Genomic DNA, 16,890 nt, shown 5'->3' with positions numbered 1-16,890 from the left:
GGGGGTGAATTTCATATACGATAAGCGATACGATGCTGCCGGGCAATGATCGCGGCAGGGTCAGTCGGCGAGGCGGAAGAGGAGGGTCCGCGGGTCCACGTCGACGGGTACCACCGTGCCCGTTTCGTAGCGGCCGACGTCCTCGGTGAGCACGCGCGCACTGAACGTGGTCACTCCTGGACCGGTGACGACGAGGTCGACGTCGTCCGTGGGAGTGCTCACCTCGTCGACCCAGATCCGCTTGCTGGAAACGACTTCCGCGGTCGCTCGGACACCCTTCCGGTCGAGCGCGCGGTGTGTCTCGCGGGCCCTGGCGTTCTGCCGGAGGTGTGAGCCGACGGTGCCCAGCCCGCCGATCGTGAACACCGCGCCCATCGCGACGATGACCAGGCCGTCGTCGTCGCCGGGCTCGAACCGGGTGCTGATCCAGAGCAGGGCCGGGCCGATCAGGACCAGCACGGTCATGAAGAAGCCCATCAGGCATCCGGTGACGGTGAGGGCGGGCAGCTCCGGAGCTTCCTTGCCTCGGCGCTCCGGAGTGGTCACGAGGGCGAGGTTACTGACCGGTTTCCGTAGCCGGTCCGGTAAAAATCCCCGCGAGTCGGTACTTTCGCGTGACTGAACAGACGGCACGTGTGATCAGACGGACGACACCCGTGCTTGGACGGACGACACGCGAGCTGCCCACCCAGTCAGATGAGGGTGGCGGGAAGCGTTTCGAAGCCGCGCAGGATCCGGGTCTGGCGCCGGCGCGCACCGCCCAGCAGCCGCAGGTCGGGGAATCGCTCGAAGATCGACCGCAGCCCGACCTCCCCCTCCATCCTCGCCAGCGAAGCGCCGAGGCAGTAATGCCGCCCGGCGCCGAACGACACGTGATCTCGCGCGTTCGCTCGCGCGACGTCGAAAACCGAAGGGGCGTCGAAGATCTCCGGGTCCCGGTTGGCGCCGGCGAGCACCGTGCTGACTATCGAACCCCGCTGGATCGGCACCCCGCCGATCTCGGTGTCACGCGCGCACAGCCTGCCGGTGAGCAGGACGGGCGGGTCGTAGCGGAGGATCTCGTCGACGGCGTTGCTCCACAGGTCCGGATTCCCCCGCAGTTTCCCGAGTTCGCCCGGATTCCGGGTGAGCAGGGCGATGCCGTTGCCGAGGAGGTTGACGGTCGTTTCGAACCCGGCCGCCAGCACCAGTCCCGCGGTGGCCTTGAGTTCCCGCTCGGTCAGGCCGACGCCGTCCTCGCGGGCGGCGATCAGCTTGCTGAGCAGGTTGTCGCCGGGATTCGCCCGCAGCTTCTCCAGGTGCACGGTGAGCCACGAGTCGAATTCGGCCAGCGTGGCTTCGACGGTCCGGAAGGTCCGCCACGGCAGGCCGAGGTCGAGGCTCGGGGCCGCGGCGCCGCCCAGCGCGAGCACCTTGTCGCGTTCCTCGGGCGGGACACCGAGGATCTGGCTGATCACGGTGACCGGCAGGAGTCCGCAGTACTGCTCGATGAGGTCGACGGGATTCGTCGGGTCGAGGCTTTCGAGCAGTTCGTCGGCGATCGCCTGGGTTCGCTGCCGCAGCTGCTCGACGGCGCGGGCGGTGAAGACGCGCGTGACCAGCTTCCGGTAGCGCGTGTGGTCGGGCGGCTCGCTCGCCAGCAGCGACGGCGGCTGGATCGGGTGGATCAGCCCGGACTCGGACCAGGCGACGAGCCGGTTGAGCACCGGGTTGTCCGGGACGAACCGCACGGTCTTGAACGCGTCGTCGGTGAGGATGTCCTTGCACGCCGAATGCCGTGTGGTCACGTGCCCGACCCTGGTGGTGGCGACGGCGCCGTGCGCGCGGATCTCGTCGAACAACCCGGTCAGGTCCGCGCCGCCGCCTGCCTCGATGGAGAGCCTGCCCTGGAGGTCGCCCCGGCGCGCCGCGGCCCGCAGGGCGACACGGGGGATGGCGTGGCCGATGCTCCAGCGGGTGACCGGTTTGGCGATCTCCTCCGCGCGGCGCAGGAAGGTCCGTGCGGGAGTGGTCTTGAGGGCGAACATCAGGACTCCGTCCGTGCGGGTTCCTTCGAAGGTATCGGAACTACCCGTCAGTAGCCAGCGCTCGCGACATCTGCGGACCCGCTTCGCCCTCGGTAATGTTCTGCACTTCGGGCGGGCCGGGGAGTGCTTGTGGGCGGCTACGGGTTCGACATCGCGCTGGTCGCGGTGCTGGTGGTGGTCAACGCGGTGTTCGCGGGCAGCGAGATGGCGCTGATCTCGTTGCGTGAGGGACAGCTGCGGGCGCTGGAACGGGACGGCCGCGCGGCGGCCCGGACGCTGGTGCGGCTGGCGCGCGACCCGAACCGCTTCCTGGCGACGATCCAGATCGGGATCACGCTCGCCGGGTTCCTCGCTTCGGCGACGGCGGCGGTCTCCCTCGCGCAGCCCCTGGTGCCGCTGCTGGACTTCCTCGGCGACGCCGCCGGAGCGGTGGCCGTCGCGCTGGTGACCATGGTCCTCACGTTCCTCACCCTGGTGCTCGGGGAACTGGCGCCGAAACGGCTGGCCATGCAGAACGCGCTGCGGTGGGCGTTGCTGGTGGCGCGACCGCTGAACCTGTTGTCGGCGATCTCCAGGCCGGTGGTGTGGGCGCTGAGCGCGTCGACGAACTTCGTCGTGCGCGCGCTGGGCGGCCGGGCGGAAGCCGATCCGGACCAGATGTCGCCCGAGGAGCTCCGGGAACTGGTCTCGGCGCAACGCGGCCTGAATGCCGAGCAGCGCATGATCATCAACGGCGCCTTGGAGATCCACGAACGACGGCTGCGGGAGGTGCTCGTCCCGCGCCGGGCCGTGCTGACGCTCGCGGCCGAGCAGGACCTCGGGTCGGCGCGCCGCCAGCTGGCCGAGTCGGGCTTCTCCCGTGCGCCGGTCGCCCGCGGCGGCCATCTGGACGACGTCGTCGGCGTCGTGCACCTGCGCGATCTGCTCGGCGACCACGAAGACCTCGCCGAGGTCGTCAGGCCGGCCGTGGTGTACCCCGATTCGCTGCGGGTCTCGGACGCGCTGCGGAGTTTCAAGGCAGAGCGGGAGCAGATGGCGCTGGTGGTCGACGAACACGGCGCCGTCGCGGGCATGGTCACCCTGGAGGATCTGCTGGAGGAGATCGTCGGCGAGATCTACGACGAGACCGACCGCGACGTACTGGCCGTCCGCGACGGCAAGGACGGCTCCCTGGTGCTGCCCGGCACCTTCCCGGTGCACGACCTCGTCGACGTCGGGGTCGAGCTGCGGGACGCGCCGCCGGGGGAGTACGCGACCATCGCCGGGCTGATCCTGGTGCTCCTCGGCCGGATCCCGGAGAAACCGGGTGACCGGGTGACGGTCTCCGGCTGGACCGCCGAAGTGCTCGGCGTCGAGCATCACGCGATCACGCGGGTGGCGCTGCACCGCGGCTTCAAACCGGAGCGATGAAGTTGCGCCGGGCGCGCCGGGTTGACAGCGTGCCCGGTGTCCCACCACGAAGGAAGGTGTCCCGATGCCGCAGGACCAGCCGGATTTGAAGCCTCGTTCACGCGACGTGACCGACGGACTGGAGCGCGCGGCGGCCCGCGGGATGCTCCGCGCGGTCGGGATGGGCGACGACGACTTCGCCAAACCGCAGATCGGGGTCGCCTCGTCGTGGAACGAGATCACCCCGTGCAACCTGTCGCTCGACCGGCTGGCCAAGGCGGTCAAGAATGGGGTGCACGCGGGCGGGGGCTACCCGCTCGAGTTCGGCACGATCTCGGTGTCCGACGGTATTTCCATGGGGCACGAGGGCATGCACTTCTCGCTCGTCTCGCGGGAGGTGATCGCCGATTCGGTCGAAACGGTGATGATGGCCGAGCGGCTGGACGGCTCCGTGCTGCTGGCGGGCTGCGACAAGTCGCTGCCGGGCATGCTGATGGCCGCGGCCCGGCTCGACCTCGCCTCCGTCTTCCTTTACGCGGGTTCGATCATGCCCGGTCAGGTCGACGGGCAGGACGTCACGATCATCGACGCCTTCGAGGCCGTCGGAGCCTGCCTGGCGGGCAAGATCACCCGTGCCGAAGTGGACCGGATCGAACGCGCGATCTGCCCCGGCGAAGGTGCCTGCGGCGGGATGTACACCGCCAACACGATGGCGTCGGTGGCCGAGGCGCTCGGCATGTCGCTGCCCGGCTCGGCCGCCCCGCCCGCCGTCGACCGGCGCCGTGACGGGTTCGCCCACCGCTCGGGGGAAGCCGTCGTCGGCATGCTCCGCCAGGGCATCACCGCGCGGCAGATCATGACCATGGAGGCGTTCGAGAACGCGATCGCGGTCGTGATGGCGCTGGGCGGTTCGACCAACGCCGTCCTCCACCTGCTCGCGATCGCGCGCGAGGCGGAGGTCGATCTGCGCATCGACGACTTCAACCGCATCGGCGACAAGGTCCCGCACCTCGGTGACCTCAAGCCGTTCGGGAAGTACGTGATGAACGACGTCGACAAGGTCGGCGGCATCCCCGTGGTGATGAAGGCGCTGCTCGACGCCGGGCTCATGCACGGAGACGTGCTCACCGTGACCGGCAAGACCATGGCCGAGAACCTCGAAGGCATCGCGCCCGCCGGGGTCGACGGCGAGATCATCCGCCCGCTCGACCGCCCGATCCACAAGACCGGCGGGCTGACCATCCTCAAGGGATCGCTGGCCCCGGAAGGCGCGGTCGTGAAGTCGGCGGGCTTCGACGAATCGACGTTCACCGGCACCGCGCGCGTGTTCGACGGCGAGCGAGCCGCCCTCGACGCGCTGGCCGAGGGCCGGATCGTCGCCGGGGACGTCGTCGTCATCCGCTACGAAGGCCCGAAGGGCGGGCCGGGAATGCGCGAGATGCTCGCCATCACCGGCGCGATCAAGGGCGCCGGGCTCGGGAAGGACGTCCTGCTCATCACCGACGGCCGGTTCAGCGGCGGCACGACCGGCCTCTGCGTCGGCCATATCGCGCCGGAAGCCGTCGATGCCGGGCCGATCGCGTTCGTGCGCGACGGGGACCCGATCACGCTCGACGTCGCGAACCGGACGCTCGAAGTCGACATCGACGACATCGAGGCACGCCGCGAGGGCTGGGCACCCAAGCCTCCGGCGTACACGCGCGGTGTCCTCGGCAAGTACGCCAAGGTCGTCCGGAGCGCCGCGCACGGGGCCGTCTGCGAGTGAGCCGACCAAGGAGGGTTCCGTGTTGAATCAAGTCGTGAATAAATAACCACATGCGACGGTTCAGCACGGTCCTCCTCGGCACGCTCGCCGCTCTGCTCTTCGTGACAGGAACAGCCTCGGCGGTCCCGCCGCAGGCATTGGACTGGTCGGCGCCCTGGCCCGACCGGACCTACGAACCCGCCTTCGACTACGACGGAGACGGTTGTTATCCCACCCCGGCCATCGGCCGTGACGGCACCCTCGCGCCAGGACTCGCACTGGGCGGCGACGTCAACGGCCAGTGCCGCGACCTGTCCGATCTGGACAACACCAACGCGTACTCGCGGGTGAAGTGCAACAACGGCTGGTGCGCCTACCTGTACGCGCTCTACTTCGAGAAGGACCAGGCCGCGCTGGGCCCAGGGAGCGCCGGTCACCGGCACGACTGGGAGCACGTCGTCGTCTGGGTCCAAGGCGAGTGGGGCAGGTACGTCTCGACTTCGGCGCACGGCAAGTACACGACCAAACAGCGCGACGAGGTCCCGTGGGACGAGACCGGCAAGCACCCCAAGGTGATCTACCATAAGGACGGGATCAGCACGCACTGCTTCCGGCACGCGGGCTTCGGCGAGGAGCCGGAGAACCACAAGAAGCAGTGGCAGTACCCGCCGCTGGTCGGCTGGGACGGCTACCCGCCGGGGCTGCGCGACAAGCTGACGGGGCACGACTTCGGCAGCGCGCAGCTGGGGATCCGGGATTCGTCGTTCAACGGCGAACTCGCCAAGGCGAAGCCGTCCGGGATCCCGTTCGACCCGGCTGCGTGATTCGGGTGGGCTGAGCGCGTCCCGAGCGCCACGTTCGAGACGGTGAGCGTCCCGAGCGTGGCGCTCGGGACACGTTCACCCACCTAGGTGGGATGGGCCCGAGTACGTAATTCACCCGATGTGCCCCGCTACCGAGGAGTAGCAGACTCGGCGCCCCGACGATTCCCGCTGCCCCGGAGGTCGACGATGACCGCGTCCCACGCTCCAGTCCGCCCCGCCCCGGCCCGCTCCGCCGCCCTCGTGATCGCCCGCGTGGTCGTCGAGGGCATCCGGCACGCGCTGCCCGAGCACGCGCCGTTGTTCGACGGGCGGGCCACCGAGTTCGTCGCCCTGGTGCTGGAGCACGACGGGATGGACTCCGCACCGGGGATCGCCGCCGGCGCGGACGCCTTCCGGCAGGTTGGTGCCGCCGAGTACGCCGCCGGAAAGGAACTGGCCCGGCTCTCCCGTACCTATCACTCGGCGGGCCGCGGCGCCCTGCCCGTGCTCGCCTCACTGTCGCGGCAGGCCGGGGCCGGATCGGCCTTGATGGACACCGGGGTGGAGGCGCTGCTCCGCTGCGCCGACGTCCTGATCCGGTTGTCCACCGCCGCCTACCGCGCCGCGCACACGCCTTCGCTGGCCGAAGTGCGCCGGAATCTGCTGAGGGAGATCTTGAGCGGCCGCCCGCCCGCGAAGTGGGCGGGACTCGCGGCCCAAGCGGGCTGGGTGCCGCCCGCGCGGGTGGTCGCCATCGCCGCGGAACCCGGCGCGGTCCGGGCCTCCTTCGGCCCGGAGGTGCTGGCCGACCTCACCGGTGAGTATCCGCACCTCCTCGTGCCCGACGACGTCGAGATCAGCGGCGTCCTGGCGGGTGCACGGGCGGCGGTCGGGCCCGCGGTGGCGCCTGCCGAAGCCGCGGCGTCACTGCGGTGGGCCCGCCGGACGCTGGAACTGGTCCGGCGCGAGGTGATCGAGGACGGGCCGCTCGTGCGCTGGTCGGATCACCTGACCACGCACTGGCTGTTCGCCGACGAGGTGCTCACCACCGCGCTCGTCACGCGCAGCCTGGCGCCGATCGCCGATCTGCCGCCGAACGAGCGCGCCAAACTCGCCGAAACTCTCGACGCGATGCTCTCCGCCCGCGGCGGGGCGCCCGAGATCGCGAACAACCTCGGCGTCCACCCGCAGACGGTCCGCAACCGCCTGCGCCGCCTCCGGGTCCTGTTCGGTGCCCGGCTCGACGATCCGAAGGAGCGGCTGGACCTGCGGATCGCCCTGCGCGCCGAACTGCTCGTCCCCGAGCAGACCGGGCAGGCCACCCCGATCAGGGCGGCGTGAGCGTCAGGCGGGATCGGCGGACCTGGTGACCCAGGTGGCGACCTGGACCCGGTTCGAGTAGCCGAGTTTGGTGAGGATGTGGTCGATGTGGGTGTCCACCGTGCGGCGGGCGATGCCGAGCCGGTCGGCGATCTCCTGGTTCGTCAGTCCCTCGGCGACCACGTGCGCGATCTCGGTCTCGCGTTTGGTGAGCACCTGCGCGGCTTGTTTCCGCGGCGCGGGGGACCGTTCCTCGAGGGCGTACGCGATGGCGTCGCCGGTGGGCATCGCGGCGCCGTCGGTGAACTCCTTGATCGCGACCTCCCAGCCCAGCGCGGCGGTCACCGTGTCGGTGTCGGTCTGGAGCGGTTCGGTGAACGCCTCGTACCGCGTCGGCCACGCGCCCACCGTGCGCCAGACGTTCATCGCGGCGCCCTGCAGGATCGCGGCCCGGTTGGGCCGTCCGGTGCGGGCCGCGCAACCCGCCAGGACGGTGAGCGTGAACCCGACGACGACGCGGTCGTCGACCCGCTCGTGCAGGCGCAGGACCTGCTCGCAGCACCGGCTCGCCACGGCGAGGTCGCCTTGCAGGTACTCGGCGGCGGCGCGCGACCACAGCGCCCAGCCCCGCCAGAAGACCTCGCCCCGCCGCTCGCAGCGCTCGACGGCTTCGGCGAGCACCGCCCGGCCACGGTCCATGTCGCCGTCCAGCCAGACGGCCAGTCCGTGGTTGTAGCTCGCCCAGAGGTCCGCGCCCTCGTCCCCGTGGGCGCGGAACAGGTCGATGGCCGTGCCGAACAGGCGCGACGCCTCGGGCATGTCGTCGCCGATCAGCGCGGCGTAGGCGCGGACGTGGAGCACGTACGCGGCGGCGAGTTCGTCGCCGCTCGTCTCGGCTTCGGCGGCCGCCCTGTCCAGCATGCACCGATAGGCGGGCATGTCTCCCTGCACCAGCGCCAGGAAACCGGACAGCCACAGCCCGTGTGCCCGCTCCGGGACTCCCGGCGCCGCGGCCTCGTCGAGCCGCCGGACCCACATCCGGCCTTCGGTGTTCAGCCCGCGGACGATCCAGAACTCCTTGACGTCGCGCAGCATCCGCAAGCCGACGATCGCGTCCTCGGGATCGCCGGTGCAGTGGTCGAGTGCGACGCGCAGGTTCGCGTGCTCACGCCGCAACCGGCCGATCCAGGCGAGCTGGTCGGTCTCCAGCCACTCGGTCGCGTACCGGCAGGCGAGTTCGGCGAACCAGTCCCGGTGCCGTTTCCGCAGGTCCGCGGTCCCGCCCGTCTCGCGGAGCCGGTCGACGCCGTACTCGCGCACCGACTCCAGCATGCGGTACCGCACGCCGCCCGGATACTCCTCGCGCAGCAGGATGGACTTGTCGAGCAGCCCGTCGACGACTTCGAGGACCCGTTCGCGGGGAAGTTCGCCGCCGGAACAGACCTGTTCGGCGGCGTCGAGGTCGAAGCTGCCGGAGAACACCGACGCGCGGGCCCACAGCAGCCGTTCGGGCCCGGTGCACAGGTCGTGGCTCCAGTCGATCAGGGCCCGCATGGTCTCGTGCCGCTCCGGCCGTCCGCGCCGGTCCTTCGTGAGAACGGAGAACTGCTTGTCGAGCCGGTCGGCGAGCTGGCGCAGGGACAGCGCCCGCGCGCGGACGGCGGCCAGCTCGATCGCCAGCGGCAGCCCGTCCAGCCTGCGGCACAGCCGGATCAGCGGTTCGGTGTCCTCTTCGGTGAGCCGGAACGACGGCGCGACTGCGGTCGCGCGGTCCACGAACAGCCGCACCGATTCGTCGTTCACCGCGCGTTCGAAGGAGTCGCCCTGCTCCGGTATCGCCAGCGGCGGCACGGGCAGGACCCGTTCGCCCGCCACGCCGAGGGACTGCCTGCTCGTGGCCAGCACTGTCACCTGGGGGCAGGCCCTGACCACGGTGTCGGCGAACCAGGCGCAGCTGTCGACCAGATGCTCACAGTTGTCCAGCACCAGCAGCAACCGGCTTGCCTGCAGCGCTTCGACGACGACCTCGATGGCCGGTTTCGCCGAGCGGTCGCCGAAACCGAGGGCGTTCGCCACGGTCGGCACCAGCAGCGCGGGTTCCCGCAGTTCGGCCAGCGACACGAACACGACCTCGTCGGCGGTCGCCTCCCGGTGGGCCGCCGCGAGCCGCCACGCCAGTCTCGTCTTGCCGACGCCGCCAGGTCCGGTCAGCGTGACCAGTGACGACATCTCCAACAGGCGCCGTGCCTCGTCGGTCTCGGCGTCGCGGCCCACGTAGCTGGTCACCTCGGTGGGGTCGGCCGACCACCCCGAAAGTGAGCCGACTCCGTCCGCCATGCACTCTCCCGCGATCGCCAGGACCCGCGACACTCCGTCCGATGTAGACGGGAATCGCCCGGCTGCGGATCCTAGCGGACCGGCGTTCTCCTAGCTGGCAGCTTGCTTGCCGCGGTCGTGGGCCCAGCCCGCCAGCACGAGTCCCGCCGCCGCGAGCAGCAGGAACACGAGCAGCCTGCCGCCCCACTCACCGGGTACCCAGTCGAACGCGCCCCATAACTGGGTCGCGGAATGGTCGAAAAGGCTGCGGATGGAGGCCTGCGCGAAGACGGCGACGATCACCATCCCGACGATCTGCAGCCCCTGCCAGCCACCCTTGCTCATGCTCTCTCTACCCCCTGTTTCCCGGTGATACGTCCAGCATCTCCCGGTCGCGCCGCGACCACATCGGCATCGCGTCTCGCGCCGCGTTCGACCAAAGTCGACCCCTGCCGCGACCGAGGTCGGGGCCGGAATCGTCCCGAGTCCGGCTGCGCCGTCCCCGGCGGGTCGACCATGATGGGCCCGTGCTCACCGACGTCGGCGCCCAGCCACCCCTCCGTCCGTGGGGGCAGGCCTGGCGCCTGCTCGCCGCGGCCGCGCTGGGCGTGTTGCTCTGGGTCATGACGGCGTCGCAACTGCCGGTGGGAGCGTCGGGGCCGAGGATCGACTGGATGATCACGGGTGATCCGGCGCTGGCGCTCCTCTGTTTGATCGCTCTGCTGTGGCGCCGTCGTTTCCCGGTCGCGATCACGCTCGGGGTCATCCTCGTCTCGACGGCTTCGGTCCTGTCCGGCGGCGCGTCGTTGCTGGCGCTCTGTTCGCTGGCCGCCCGGCGGCGACCGGCCGAAACGGCGGTCGCGGCGGTGTTGTCCCTGGTCACGGCGGTGCTGGGCAACGACCTCTACCCGCATCGCGAGCCGGCGGGACCGCTGTGGCTGGTGATCAGTCTTCCGCTTTTGATGGTGGGCATCGTGGTGGCCGTCGGCGCCGCGATCGGCGCGCGCCGGGAGGAGGTGCGCTCCCTGCGGGAACAGGTCGAAAGCGCGAAGCGGGAGCAGGCCGCGCGTGCGGCCGAGGCGCGGATCGTGGAGCGGCACCGGATCGCCCGCGAGATGCACGACGTCCTCGCGCACCGGGTCTCGCTGGTCGCCATGCAGGCAGGGGTGCTGGGGCATCGCCCGGACCTGCCCGCCGACCAGGTCGCGGAGCTGGCTCGCGGGATCGCCGACGGTTCGCATCAGGCGCTGGAGGAGTTGCGGGACGTCCTCGGCGTGCTGCGGGCGAGCCCGGACGAGCTGGAGCCGCCGCAACCCTCGCTCACCGATCTGCCAGCGCTCGTCGCGGACGCGCGGGCGCTGGGACTGGACGTCACCCTGGCGAACACGACGGAAGGCGAGCCACCGGACGCGATCGCGAGGACCGTCTACCGGGTCGTCCAGGAAGGGCTCACCAACGCGGGCAAACACGCGCCGGGAGCCAGCGTTGCGGTCGCCGTCGAGGGAGAGGCGGGCGACGGTCTGCGGGCGACGATCCGGGACTCCGGTGCGGCGCGGAAGACGGCGGGCCCGCCCGCTTCGGGGTACGGGCTGCTCGGCCTCTCCGAGCGAGTCGGACTGGCGGGCGGCGAACTGGACCATCGCGCGGAACCTGGCGGCGGGTTCGTCCTTGCCGCGCGGCTACCCTGGCCGGTCCGCGAAGGGAGCGAGTGAATGGGAAACGAGCGGGTCCGCGTCGTGCTCGTCGACGACGAGCATCTGGTGCGGATGGCGTTGCGGCTCATCGTCGACGGCGAACCCGACCTCGTCGTGGTCGGCGAGGCCGCGGACGGCGAGGCCGCGATCACCGTGGTGGGGGAGCAGCGGCCCGACGTCGTCTTGATGGACGTCCGGATGCCCGGCCGCGACGGGCTGAGCGCGACCGAGGAGATCCTCCGGTCCCCGGAACCGCCGCGGGTACTGGTGCTCACCACGTTCGACTCGGACGAGATGGTGCTGGGCGCGCTCCGGGTGGGCGCGCTCGGGTTCCTGCTCAAGGACACCCCGCCGCCGCGGATACTGGCGGCGATCCGGACGGTGGCGACCGGGGAACCCGCGCTGTCTCCCGCCGCCACGGCACGGCTGATCACCGCCGCCACCGGCCCGCGGTCCTCCGACGCGCGCCGGGCGTCCCGCGAGACGGCGGCCGGTCTGCTGGCCACCCTGACCGACCGCGAGCGCGAGACCGCGAACGCCATCGCGGAAGGGCTGTCCAACACCGACGTCGCGCGGAGGCTGGACATCACCGTCGCGACGGTCAAGGCCCACACCAGCAGCTTGCTCTCGAAACTCGGTGCGGAGAACCGGGTCCAGATCGCCCTGCTGGTCCGCGACGCGGAGGCCTGAAACTTTTTTCCGGCACGATGTCGAATCCGCCGGTCCCCGGTCGACGCAGTGTCGAAAGCAGTTCGGAACCATCAAGGAGAAACCAGATGCGCACCCTGATCGCCACCGCGTTCGTCTCGCTCGACGGCGTCGTCGAAGGGCCCGGCGGGGAGCCCGGCTACCGCAACTCCGGCTGGACCTTCAACGGCATCGAGTTCGACGAAGCGGCGTACGAGCTCAAGGGCCGCGAGCAGGGCGAGGCCACGGCGATGATGATGGGCCGGGCCAGCTACCAGGCGTTCTCGCCGGTGTGGCCGGACATGACCGTCGAATTCGCAGGCTACAACGCGATGCCGAAGTACGTCGTTTCGACCACGCTGCGGGACGAGGACCTCGTCGGCAACTGGGGCGAGACCACGATCCTGCGTTCGCTGGACGACGTCGCGAAGCTCAAGGAGACCGAGGGCGGCCCGATCATCGTCCACGGCAGCGCGGAGCTGAACCGGAACCTCGCCGACGCCGGTCTGATCGACCGCTACCACCTGCTGCTGTTCCCGGTCCTGCTCGGCGCGGGCAAGAAGCTGTTCAGCGACACCGACAAGGACAAGCAGAGCCTCAAGCTCGTCGAGAGCGAGGCCTACGGCAATGGGGTCCAGAAGCTGGTCTACGACGTCATCCGATGATCGGACCCCGGCCGGGACCCGGCCGCGTGCCCTGCGATCATGAACCGTGTGAACAAGCCCGTCTTCGTCCAGCCGAATCTCGACGGACCCGCGGTGGAGCTCGCCGGGGTCGAGGTGCACGTCGGCCGCGTGCCGCTGGTGTCGGAGGTGGACTGGCGGGTGGACTACGGCCAGCGCTGGGTCGTCCTCGGCCGCAACGGCGCCGGGAAGTCGACGATCCTCTCGGTGGCCTCGACCCAGCGGTTCCCCAGCGCGGGCACGGCCGTCGTGCTCGGCCACCGCATGGGCGCGGTCGACCTGCGTGACGTGCGGACGCACATCGGCTTCGTCGGGGCCAACCAGCGGCTGCCCGACGCGGAGAACCACGACGCGCACACCGTGGTGCTCACCGGGTTCAGCGGAAGTGTCCTCCCGCTGTGGGACCGCTACGACGACGCGATCCGGGACCGGGCGTCGAAACTGCTCGAACTGGTCGGCTGCACCGAACTGCGTGACCGGCCGGTGCGCGTGTGCTCGCAGGGCGAACGGGCCAGGGTCCGGCTCGCCAGGGCGCTGATGGCCGATCCGCTGCTGCTCCTGCTGGACGAGCCGTTCGCCGGTCTCGACCTGCCCGGCCGCGAGGACCTCCTGATGGCGCTGGAGAACCTGACGCTGGCTCAGCCCGAACTGGCCACGGTCACCGTGACGCACCACCTGGAGGAGATCCCGGCAACGGCCACGCACGCCCTGATGGTGCGGCGCGGCAAGGTCACCGGCGCGGGGCCGATCGACGAGGTCCTCACCGACGAGGGCCTTTCCGCCTGCTACGAACGGGACGTCGAGGTCCACCGCATCAACGGCCGCTGGGCCGCGCACGCGGTCAGGCGTTCTTAAAGACGCCTGTCACTCCTCCGGGTTGCTTTCGGGGGATCAACATCATCTTCACGCATCTTCGGGGCGCGTGTGGGCATCTTTCTCAGTGAGTTCGATCAACGTGAATCGATCACCGAGCAGAAGGAGATGTCATGAACGTCCCGATGAAGCGAGCGGCCGTGGCGATGACCGTCGGGGGACTGGTCACGGGCGGGGTGCTGGCCGCGGGCGGGGTCGCCGGGGCGATGCCGAGCGACAAACTCTGCGGCGCGTCCGACGTCGAGGTGACCGTGACACCGGATCCGTCGCACTCGGCGGGCCACGAGGCGTACGTCCTCACCTACACCGCCGCGTCGCCGACCACGAACTGCAAGCTCCAGGGCGCGCCCACCGCGCTGTCGTTCGTCGACGACGGTCAGCTCATCGACGACGTCACGGCCGTGCCGGACGCCACCGCGGCGAACGCGGCGCCGGTGAACCTTCGCGAGGGACATCCGGCCGTGTCGCGCATCGTGCAGGCCTCCGCCGAGGCGCCGAACCCGCACACGCCGACGACGATCACCTTCGACCTGCCGACCGGGCCGGGCGGGGTTCCCGTCGTCGCGGACTGGCCCGAGGGCGAGCCGCTGAAGGGCGCCGCCGTCCAGGTCACCGCCGTCACCGCCTGAATCCCGCCGAGCGAAGGAGGAAAACCATGTCCGGCAAGCGGATCAACCGTGTTTCCCTGGGTGTCGCGGTGCTGACCGGAACGCTCGCGATGACGGCCGTCCCGGCCGAAGCCGCCACTTCGCGGTGCGAGACGGCCGATCTCGCGGTCTCTCTGGGGGAGCCGAAGCAGCTCGAAGAGTCGACCGGCCAGTACGACGTTCCGCTGACTTTCAAGAACATCTCGTCGGAGGCCTGCGGCCTGCACGGGGTGCCCGGAGTCGATCTGGTCGGCCCGGATGACCCGAACGGATCCGTCTACCACCTGCCGCGGGTGGACAACGGCGTCCGCGTCAACGAGGTCCCGGCGGGTTCGACGGCGACCGCGACCGTCACCGTGCTGTCCTCGGCGCCGGGCTCGACCGGCAGTGGCGGCTCCACCTCCTGGACGCCGTCGAAGCTGGTGACCATCCCGCCGGGGCAGACCGAGGCGCTGAGCGCGGACTGGCCGTCCGGCCTGCCGGTGCTCCGCCAGGACGCCGCCACGCGTCCGGGCAGCTGGGTCAACGGGATCCTCGCCGACCCACTGGCGGGCTGAGCGCGAATCAGGCCGGGGGACAGGGCCAGGCGAGCCGGACGATGGTCCCGGTGGTCGTGCTCGTGACCGAAGCCTCCGGCGCGAAGGCGCGGATGATGGGCAAGCCACGGCCGCCGTCCGGGCGGCGGCCGTCGCGCCAGCGGCCCTCGTCGGCGACGGTGATCTTGATGTGACCGTTCTCGTGGGCGGCGGTGACCGTCATCCTGTTGTCGTCGGTGCCGTCCGGGTACGCGTGCTTCACGACGTTCGTCATCGCTTCGTATGCGGTGAGTTTGAGGTCCTCGGCCAGTTCGCGGGGAAGGCCCCGCTCGAGTGCCCAGTTCGCCAGGACGTCCCGCAACGCGGCCGCTTGGCCGGGGACGGCGGCGACATCGAGGGCCAGCTGGTCGGTGCCCTTGCGCACCGGCTCGTCGATCGGCATCACGGAGCTCTCCTCCTTGTCCGCCGCGGTCGACGACCGCCGGTTCCTCGGAACAGGCTAAGGCACCGCCGCGATCGGGACGCGAGTGCCGCGCAATCGAACGCCGTCATCCGATATGTTCGGGACTCTCGGACTGCCGATCGTGAGGGGTGGATGACGGTGACGAGCGGAGACGGCGACAACCGGGAAGTTCCGTTCTCGGTGACCGTCGCCAGGCCTGACGGCGCCCAGGTGGTCATCGCTGTGGCGGGCGAAATCGACCTGACGACGTCAGAAGATCTCAAGGAGACGTTCGAGGAGGCGCTGGAGCCCGTGCCCGGCAAGCTCGTCGTCGACCTCGAAGACGTGGACTTCTGTGATTCCACCGGGCTGGCGACGCTGGTCCGGATCAACGACCGGTGCGCCACCCACGGCGTCGACCTGAGTTTCCTGCCGTCGCCGACGATCCGGCGGCTGGCGCTGAAGACGGGCTTGTCCACGCTGCTGCCACTCGCCGGATCCTGAGCGTCACCGCGCCTCAGGGATTCGGCGCGGGCAAGGCTTTCGGCACTTCGCGGATAGCGTTGTCGAGGTACCGGTACACGGGGATGTGGGCCTCGACGCCGAACAGGTGCAGCAGCCGCAGTACCGGCCGGGTGTCGGCGACGACCCCGGTCGTGCGGCGTTCGGTGCGGGCGCGGGCGGCGGCGGATTCGATGACCCGCAGCCCGGCGACACCGAGGAAGCTGACCTCGGTGAGATCGAGCACCGTGGCGGAGGGAAGCTCGCCCCACAGTGCGCCTTCGAGACGTCCGGCCGTGGCGAGATCGATCTCGCCCGCCGCGGAGACGATGAGCAGATCTTCACTCCATCGGGTCCGCTGGACGCGCAGCAGGTGTTCGCCCGGCGGACGCGGCCTCGGAGCGGCGGGGTGGATGACGGTGCGGAGGGCGGGGCCGTCGCGGCTGCCTCGCGTGAACGGAATTCGGTCGGTCATGACGCTGGTCTCCCGGATAGCCGGGGACGAGACGGACAACGGGTAAGCCTGCACAACGGCTGCGCAAGTCAACTCGCCGCCGCGTCGCCCTGTGAAAGTTCGGGCCGCGGACATGCGGGTCGTTCGCGCGGGCTGGTGGACTCAACCTCACGTGCTTCTCACCGTACGCTGCTCGGCACACCTGGCAATACCGCCGGGGATGATTCACGGCCGCGCATGGTCACTCACTGCAAGGCCTTTTCCCCGGCGATACCCCGGTTTTCCAGCGGGTGCGTCGCGTCGGGAAGCAGTTCGGACACGGGGAATCGCCCGCGCCGGACCGGGAAATCGCCCTCGCACGGGTGACCGCACGATGCGGATGCCGCTGCGAACGGGGTGTCCGCGCGGCGGTTTTCGCACCGTCTGCCGGACTGACGGCGGAACAGGCCGAGGCGACCGTGCCCGCCGTCGGCGGACTCCGCGACACGTAAACGTGTATCCCGGCCGCTAGGGCTGACGCGTGTCTGCTTTCCTTGTATCGTCCCGTTCTCTTCTCGAGTCCTTCCAAGCGGCGAGAACGCACAGGAGTGCCGCCAGGAAGCCGATCGCGGTGAGGGTGCCTGCCCAGACGGCACCGGTGCTGGCGAGAAGGTAGAGCTGGACCATGGCGGTGCACGTGTAGACGACCGCCAGTCCCAGCCACAGCCGTTGCGTCATCATCTCCCCGTCTCCGTTCGCCGGTACGGGAGGTCAATCGCGGCGAGGCGGGATCGG

18 protein-coding genes are annotated in these 16,890 nt (G+C 70.4%); 11 read left to right on the top strand and 7 right to left on the bottom strand.

What is annotated here, in order from left to right; all coding sequences use genetic code 11:
• Positions 1 to 60: 60 nt before the first annotated feature.
• Positions 61 to 546 carry a hypothetical protein gene (locus tag AMYAL_RS0137200; RefSeq protein ID WP_020636380.1) on the bottom strand — a complete coding sequence of 162 codons (486 nt, stop codon included), beginning with the start codon at positions 544 to 546 and terminating at the stop codon, positions 61 to 63.
• A gap of 146 nt (positions 547 to 692) precedes the next feature.
• On the bottom strand, positions 693 to 2,027 hold the full coding sequence (locus AMYAL_RS0137195) for a cytochrome P450 (RefSeq protein ID WP_020636379.1): 1,335 nt from the start codon (positions 2,025 to 2,027) through the stop codon (positions 693 to 695).
• A gap of 129 nt (positions 2,028 to 2,156) precedes the next feature.
• On the opposite strand from AMYAL_RS0137195, the gene AMYAL_RS0137190 reads away from it, so the two are divergent.
• From AMYAL_RS0137190 to AMYAL_RS0137175, 4 genes are all read left to right on the top strand, one after another.
• Entirely contained in the window at positions 2,157 to 3,437 is a 1,281-nt protein-coding gene (locus AMYAL_RS0137190) for a hemolysin family protein (RefSeq protein WP_020636378.1), read from the top strand.
• 64 nt (positions 3,438 to 3,501) lie between these two features.
• Entirely contained in the window at positions 3,502 to 5,181 is a 1,680-nt protein-coding gene (ilvD, locus tag AMYAL_RS0137185; RefSeq protein ID WP_020636377.1) for a dihydroxy-acid dehydratase, read from the top strand.
• A gap of 50 nt (positions 5,182 to 5,231) precedes the next feature.
• A complete protein-coding gene (locus tag AMYAL_RS0137180; RefSeq protein WP_020636376.1) occupies positions 5,232 to 5,984 on the top strand; it encodes an NPP1 family protein in 753 nt (250 codons plus the stop codon).
• 186 nt (positions 5,985 to 6,170) lie between these two features.
• A complete protein-coding gene (locus AMYAL_RS0137175) occupies positions 6,171 to 7,304 on the top strand; it encodes a helix-turn-helix domain-containing protein (protein ID WP_020636375.1) in 1,134 nt (377 codons plus the stop codon).
• Positions 7,305 to 7,307: 3 nt separating this feature from the next.
• Here the strand turns inward: AMYAL_RS0137175 and AMYAL_RS0137170 are convergent, their stop codons facing one another.
• Together AMYAL_RS0137170 and AMYAL_RS0137165 are read right to left on the bottom strand one after the other, a co-directional pair.
• Complete coding sequence (locus tag AMYAL_RS0137170) at positions 7,308 to 9,620, bottom strand: ATP-binding protein (protein WP_020636374.1); 2,313 nt, start codon at positions 9,618 to 9,620, stop codon at positions 7,308 to 7,310.
• Positions 9,621 to 9,710: 90 nt separating this feature from the next.
• On the bottom strand, positions 9,711 to 9,944 hold the full coding sequence (locus AMYAL_RS0137165) for a hypothetical protein (RefSeq protein WP_020636373.1): 234 nt from the start codon (positions 9,942 to 9,944) through the stop codon (positions 9,711 to 9,713).
• Positions 9,945 to 10,126: 182 nt separating this feature from the next.
• Here AMYAL_RS0137165 and AMYAL_RS0137160 point away from each other — a divergent pair, with 182 nt between their 5' ends.
• The 6 genes from AMYAL_RS0137160 (at position 10,127) to AMYAL_RS0137135 (ending at position 14,740) form a co-directional block, all read left to right on the top strand.
• On the top strand, positions 10,127 to 11,311 hold the full coding sequence (locus tag AMYAL_RS0137160) for a sensor histidine kinase (protein WP_020636372.1): 1,185 nt from the start codon (positions 10,127 to 10,129) through the stop codon (positions 11,309 to 11,311).
• Entirely contained in the window at positions 11,312 to 11,983 is a 672-nt protein-coding gene (locus tag AMYAL_RS0137155; protein ID WP_020636371.1) for a response regulator, read from the top strand.
• Positions 11,984 to 12,069: 86 nt separating this feature from the next.
• A complete protein-coding gene (locus AMYAL_RS0137150) occupies positions 12,070 to 12,645 on the top strand; it encodes a dihydrofolate reductase family protein (RefSeq protein WP_020636370.1) in 576 nt (191 codons plus the stop codon).
• Between the two features lie 39 nt (positions 12,646 to 12,684).
• On the top strand, positions 12,685 to 13,518 hold the full coding sequence (locus tag AMYAL_RS0137145; protein ID WP_020636369.1) for an ABC transporter ATP-binding protein: 834 nt from the start codon (positions 12,685 to 12,687) through the stop codon (positions 13,516 to 13,518).
• Positions 13,519 to 13,649: 131 nt separating this feature from the next.
• Positions 13,650 to 14,165 (top strand): DUF4232 domain-containing protein, encoded by a 516-nt coding sequence (locus tag AMYAL_RS0137140; RefSeq protein ID WP_020636368.1) that lies wholly within the window; start codon positions 13,650 to 13,652, stop codon positions 14,163 to 14,165.
• A gap of 26 nt (positions 14,166 to 14,191) precedes the next feature.
• Positions 14,192 to 14,740: a DUF4232 domain-containing protein gene (locus AMYAL_RS0137135; RefSeq protein ID WP_020636367.1), complete on the top strand. Its 549-nt coding sequence runs from the start codon at positions 14,192 to 14,194 to the stop codon at positions 14,738 to 14,740.
• 7 nt (positions 14,741 to 14,747) lie between these two features.
• Here the strand turns inward: AMYAL_RS0137135 and AMYAL_RS0137130 are convergent, their stop codons facing one another.
• The gene (locus AMYAL_RS0137130; RefSeq protein WP_020636366.1) at positions 14,748 to 15,161 is read right to left on the bottom strand and encodes an ATP-binding protein; all 414 of its coding nucleotides are present in this window, start codon (positions 15,159 to 15,161) and stop codon (positions 14,748 to 14,750) included.
• Positions 15,162 to 15,314: 153 nt separating this feature from the next.
• On the opposite strand from AMYAL_RS0137130, the gene AMYAL_RS0137125 reads away from it, so the two are divergent.
• Positions 15,315 to 15,665, top strand: coding sequence for an STAS domain-containing protein (locus tag AMYAL_RS0137125; protein ID WP_020636365.1), 351 nt, complete (start codon positions 15,315 to 15,317; stop codon positions 15,663 to 15,665).
• A 13-nt stretch (positions 15,666 to 15,678) separates the two neighbouring features.
• On the opposite strand, the gene AMYAL_RS0137120 is transcribed toward AMYAL_RS0137125, so the two are convergent.
• Both AMYAL_RS0137120 and AMYAL_RS0137110 read right to left on the bottom strand, forming a co-directional pair.
• A complete protein-coding gene (locus AMYAL_RS0137120) occupies positions 15,679 to 16,137 on the bottom strand; it encodes an STAS domain-containing protein (protein WP_020636364.1) in 459 nt (152 codons plus the stop codon).
• A 486-nt stretch (positions 16,138 to 16,623) separates the two neighbouring features.
• On the bottom strand, positions 16,624 to 16,836 hold the full coding sequence (locus AMYAL_RS0137110) for a hypothetical protein (protein WP_020636362.1): 213 nt from the start codon (positions 16,834 to 16,836) through the stop codon (positions 16,624 to 16,626).
• Positions 16,837 to 16,890: the final 54 nt, after the last annotated feature.

The sequence above is a fragment of the Amycolatopsis alba DSM 44262 genome (genome assembly GCF_000384215.1).
In the GTDB taxonomy this organism is placed as follows: domain Bacteria; phylum Actinomycetota; class Actinomycetes; order Mycobacteriales; family Pseudonocardiaceae; genus Amycolatopsis; species Amycolatopsis alba.
The sequence above is the reverse complement of the archived record's forward strand: the minus strand, read 5'-3'. Positions and strand labels throughout refer to the sequence as shown.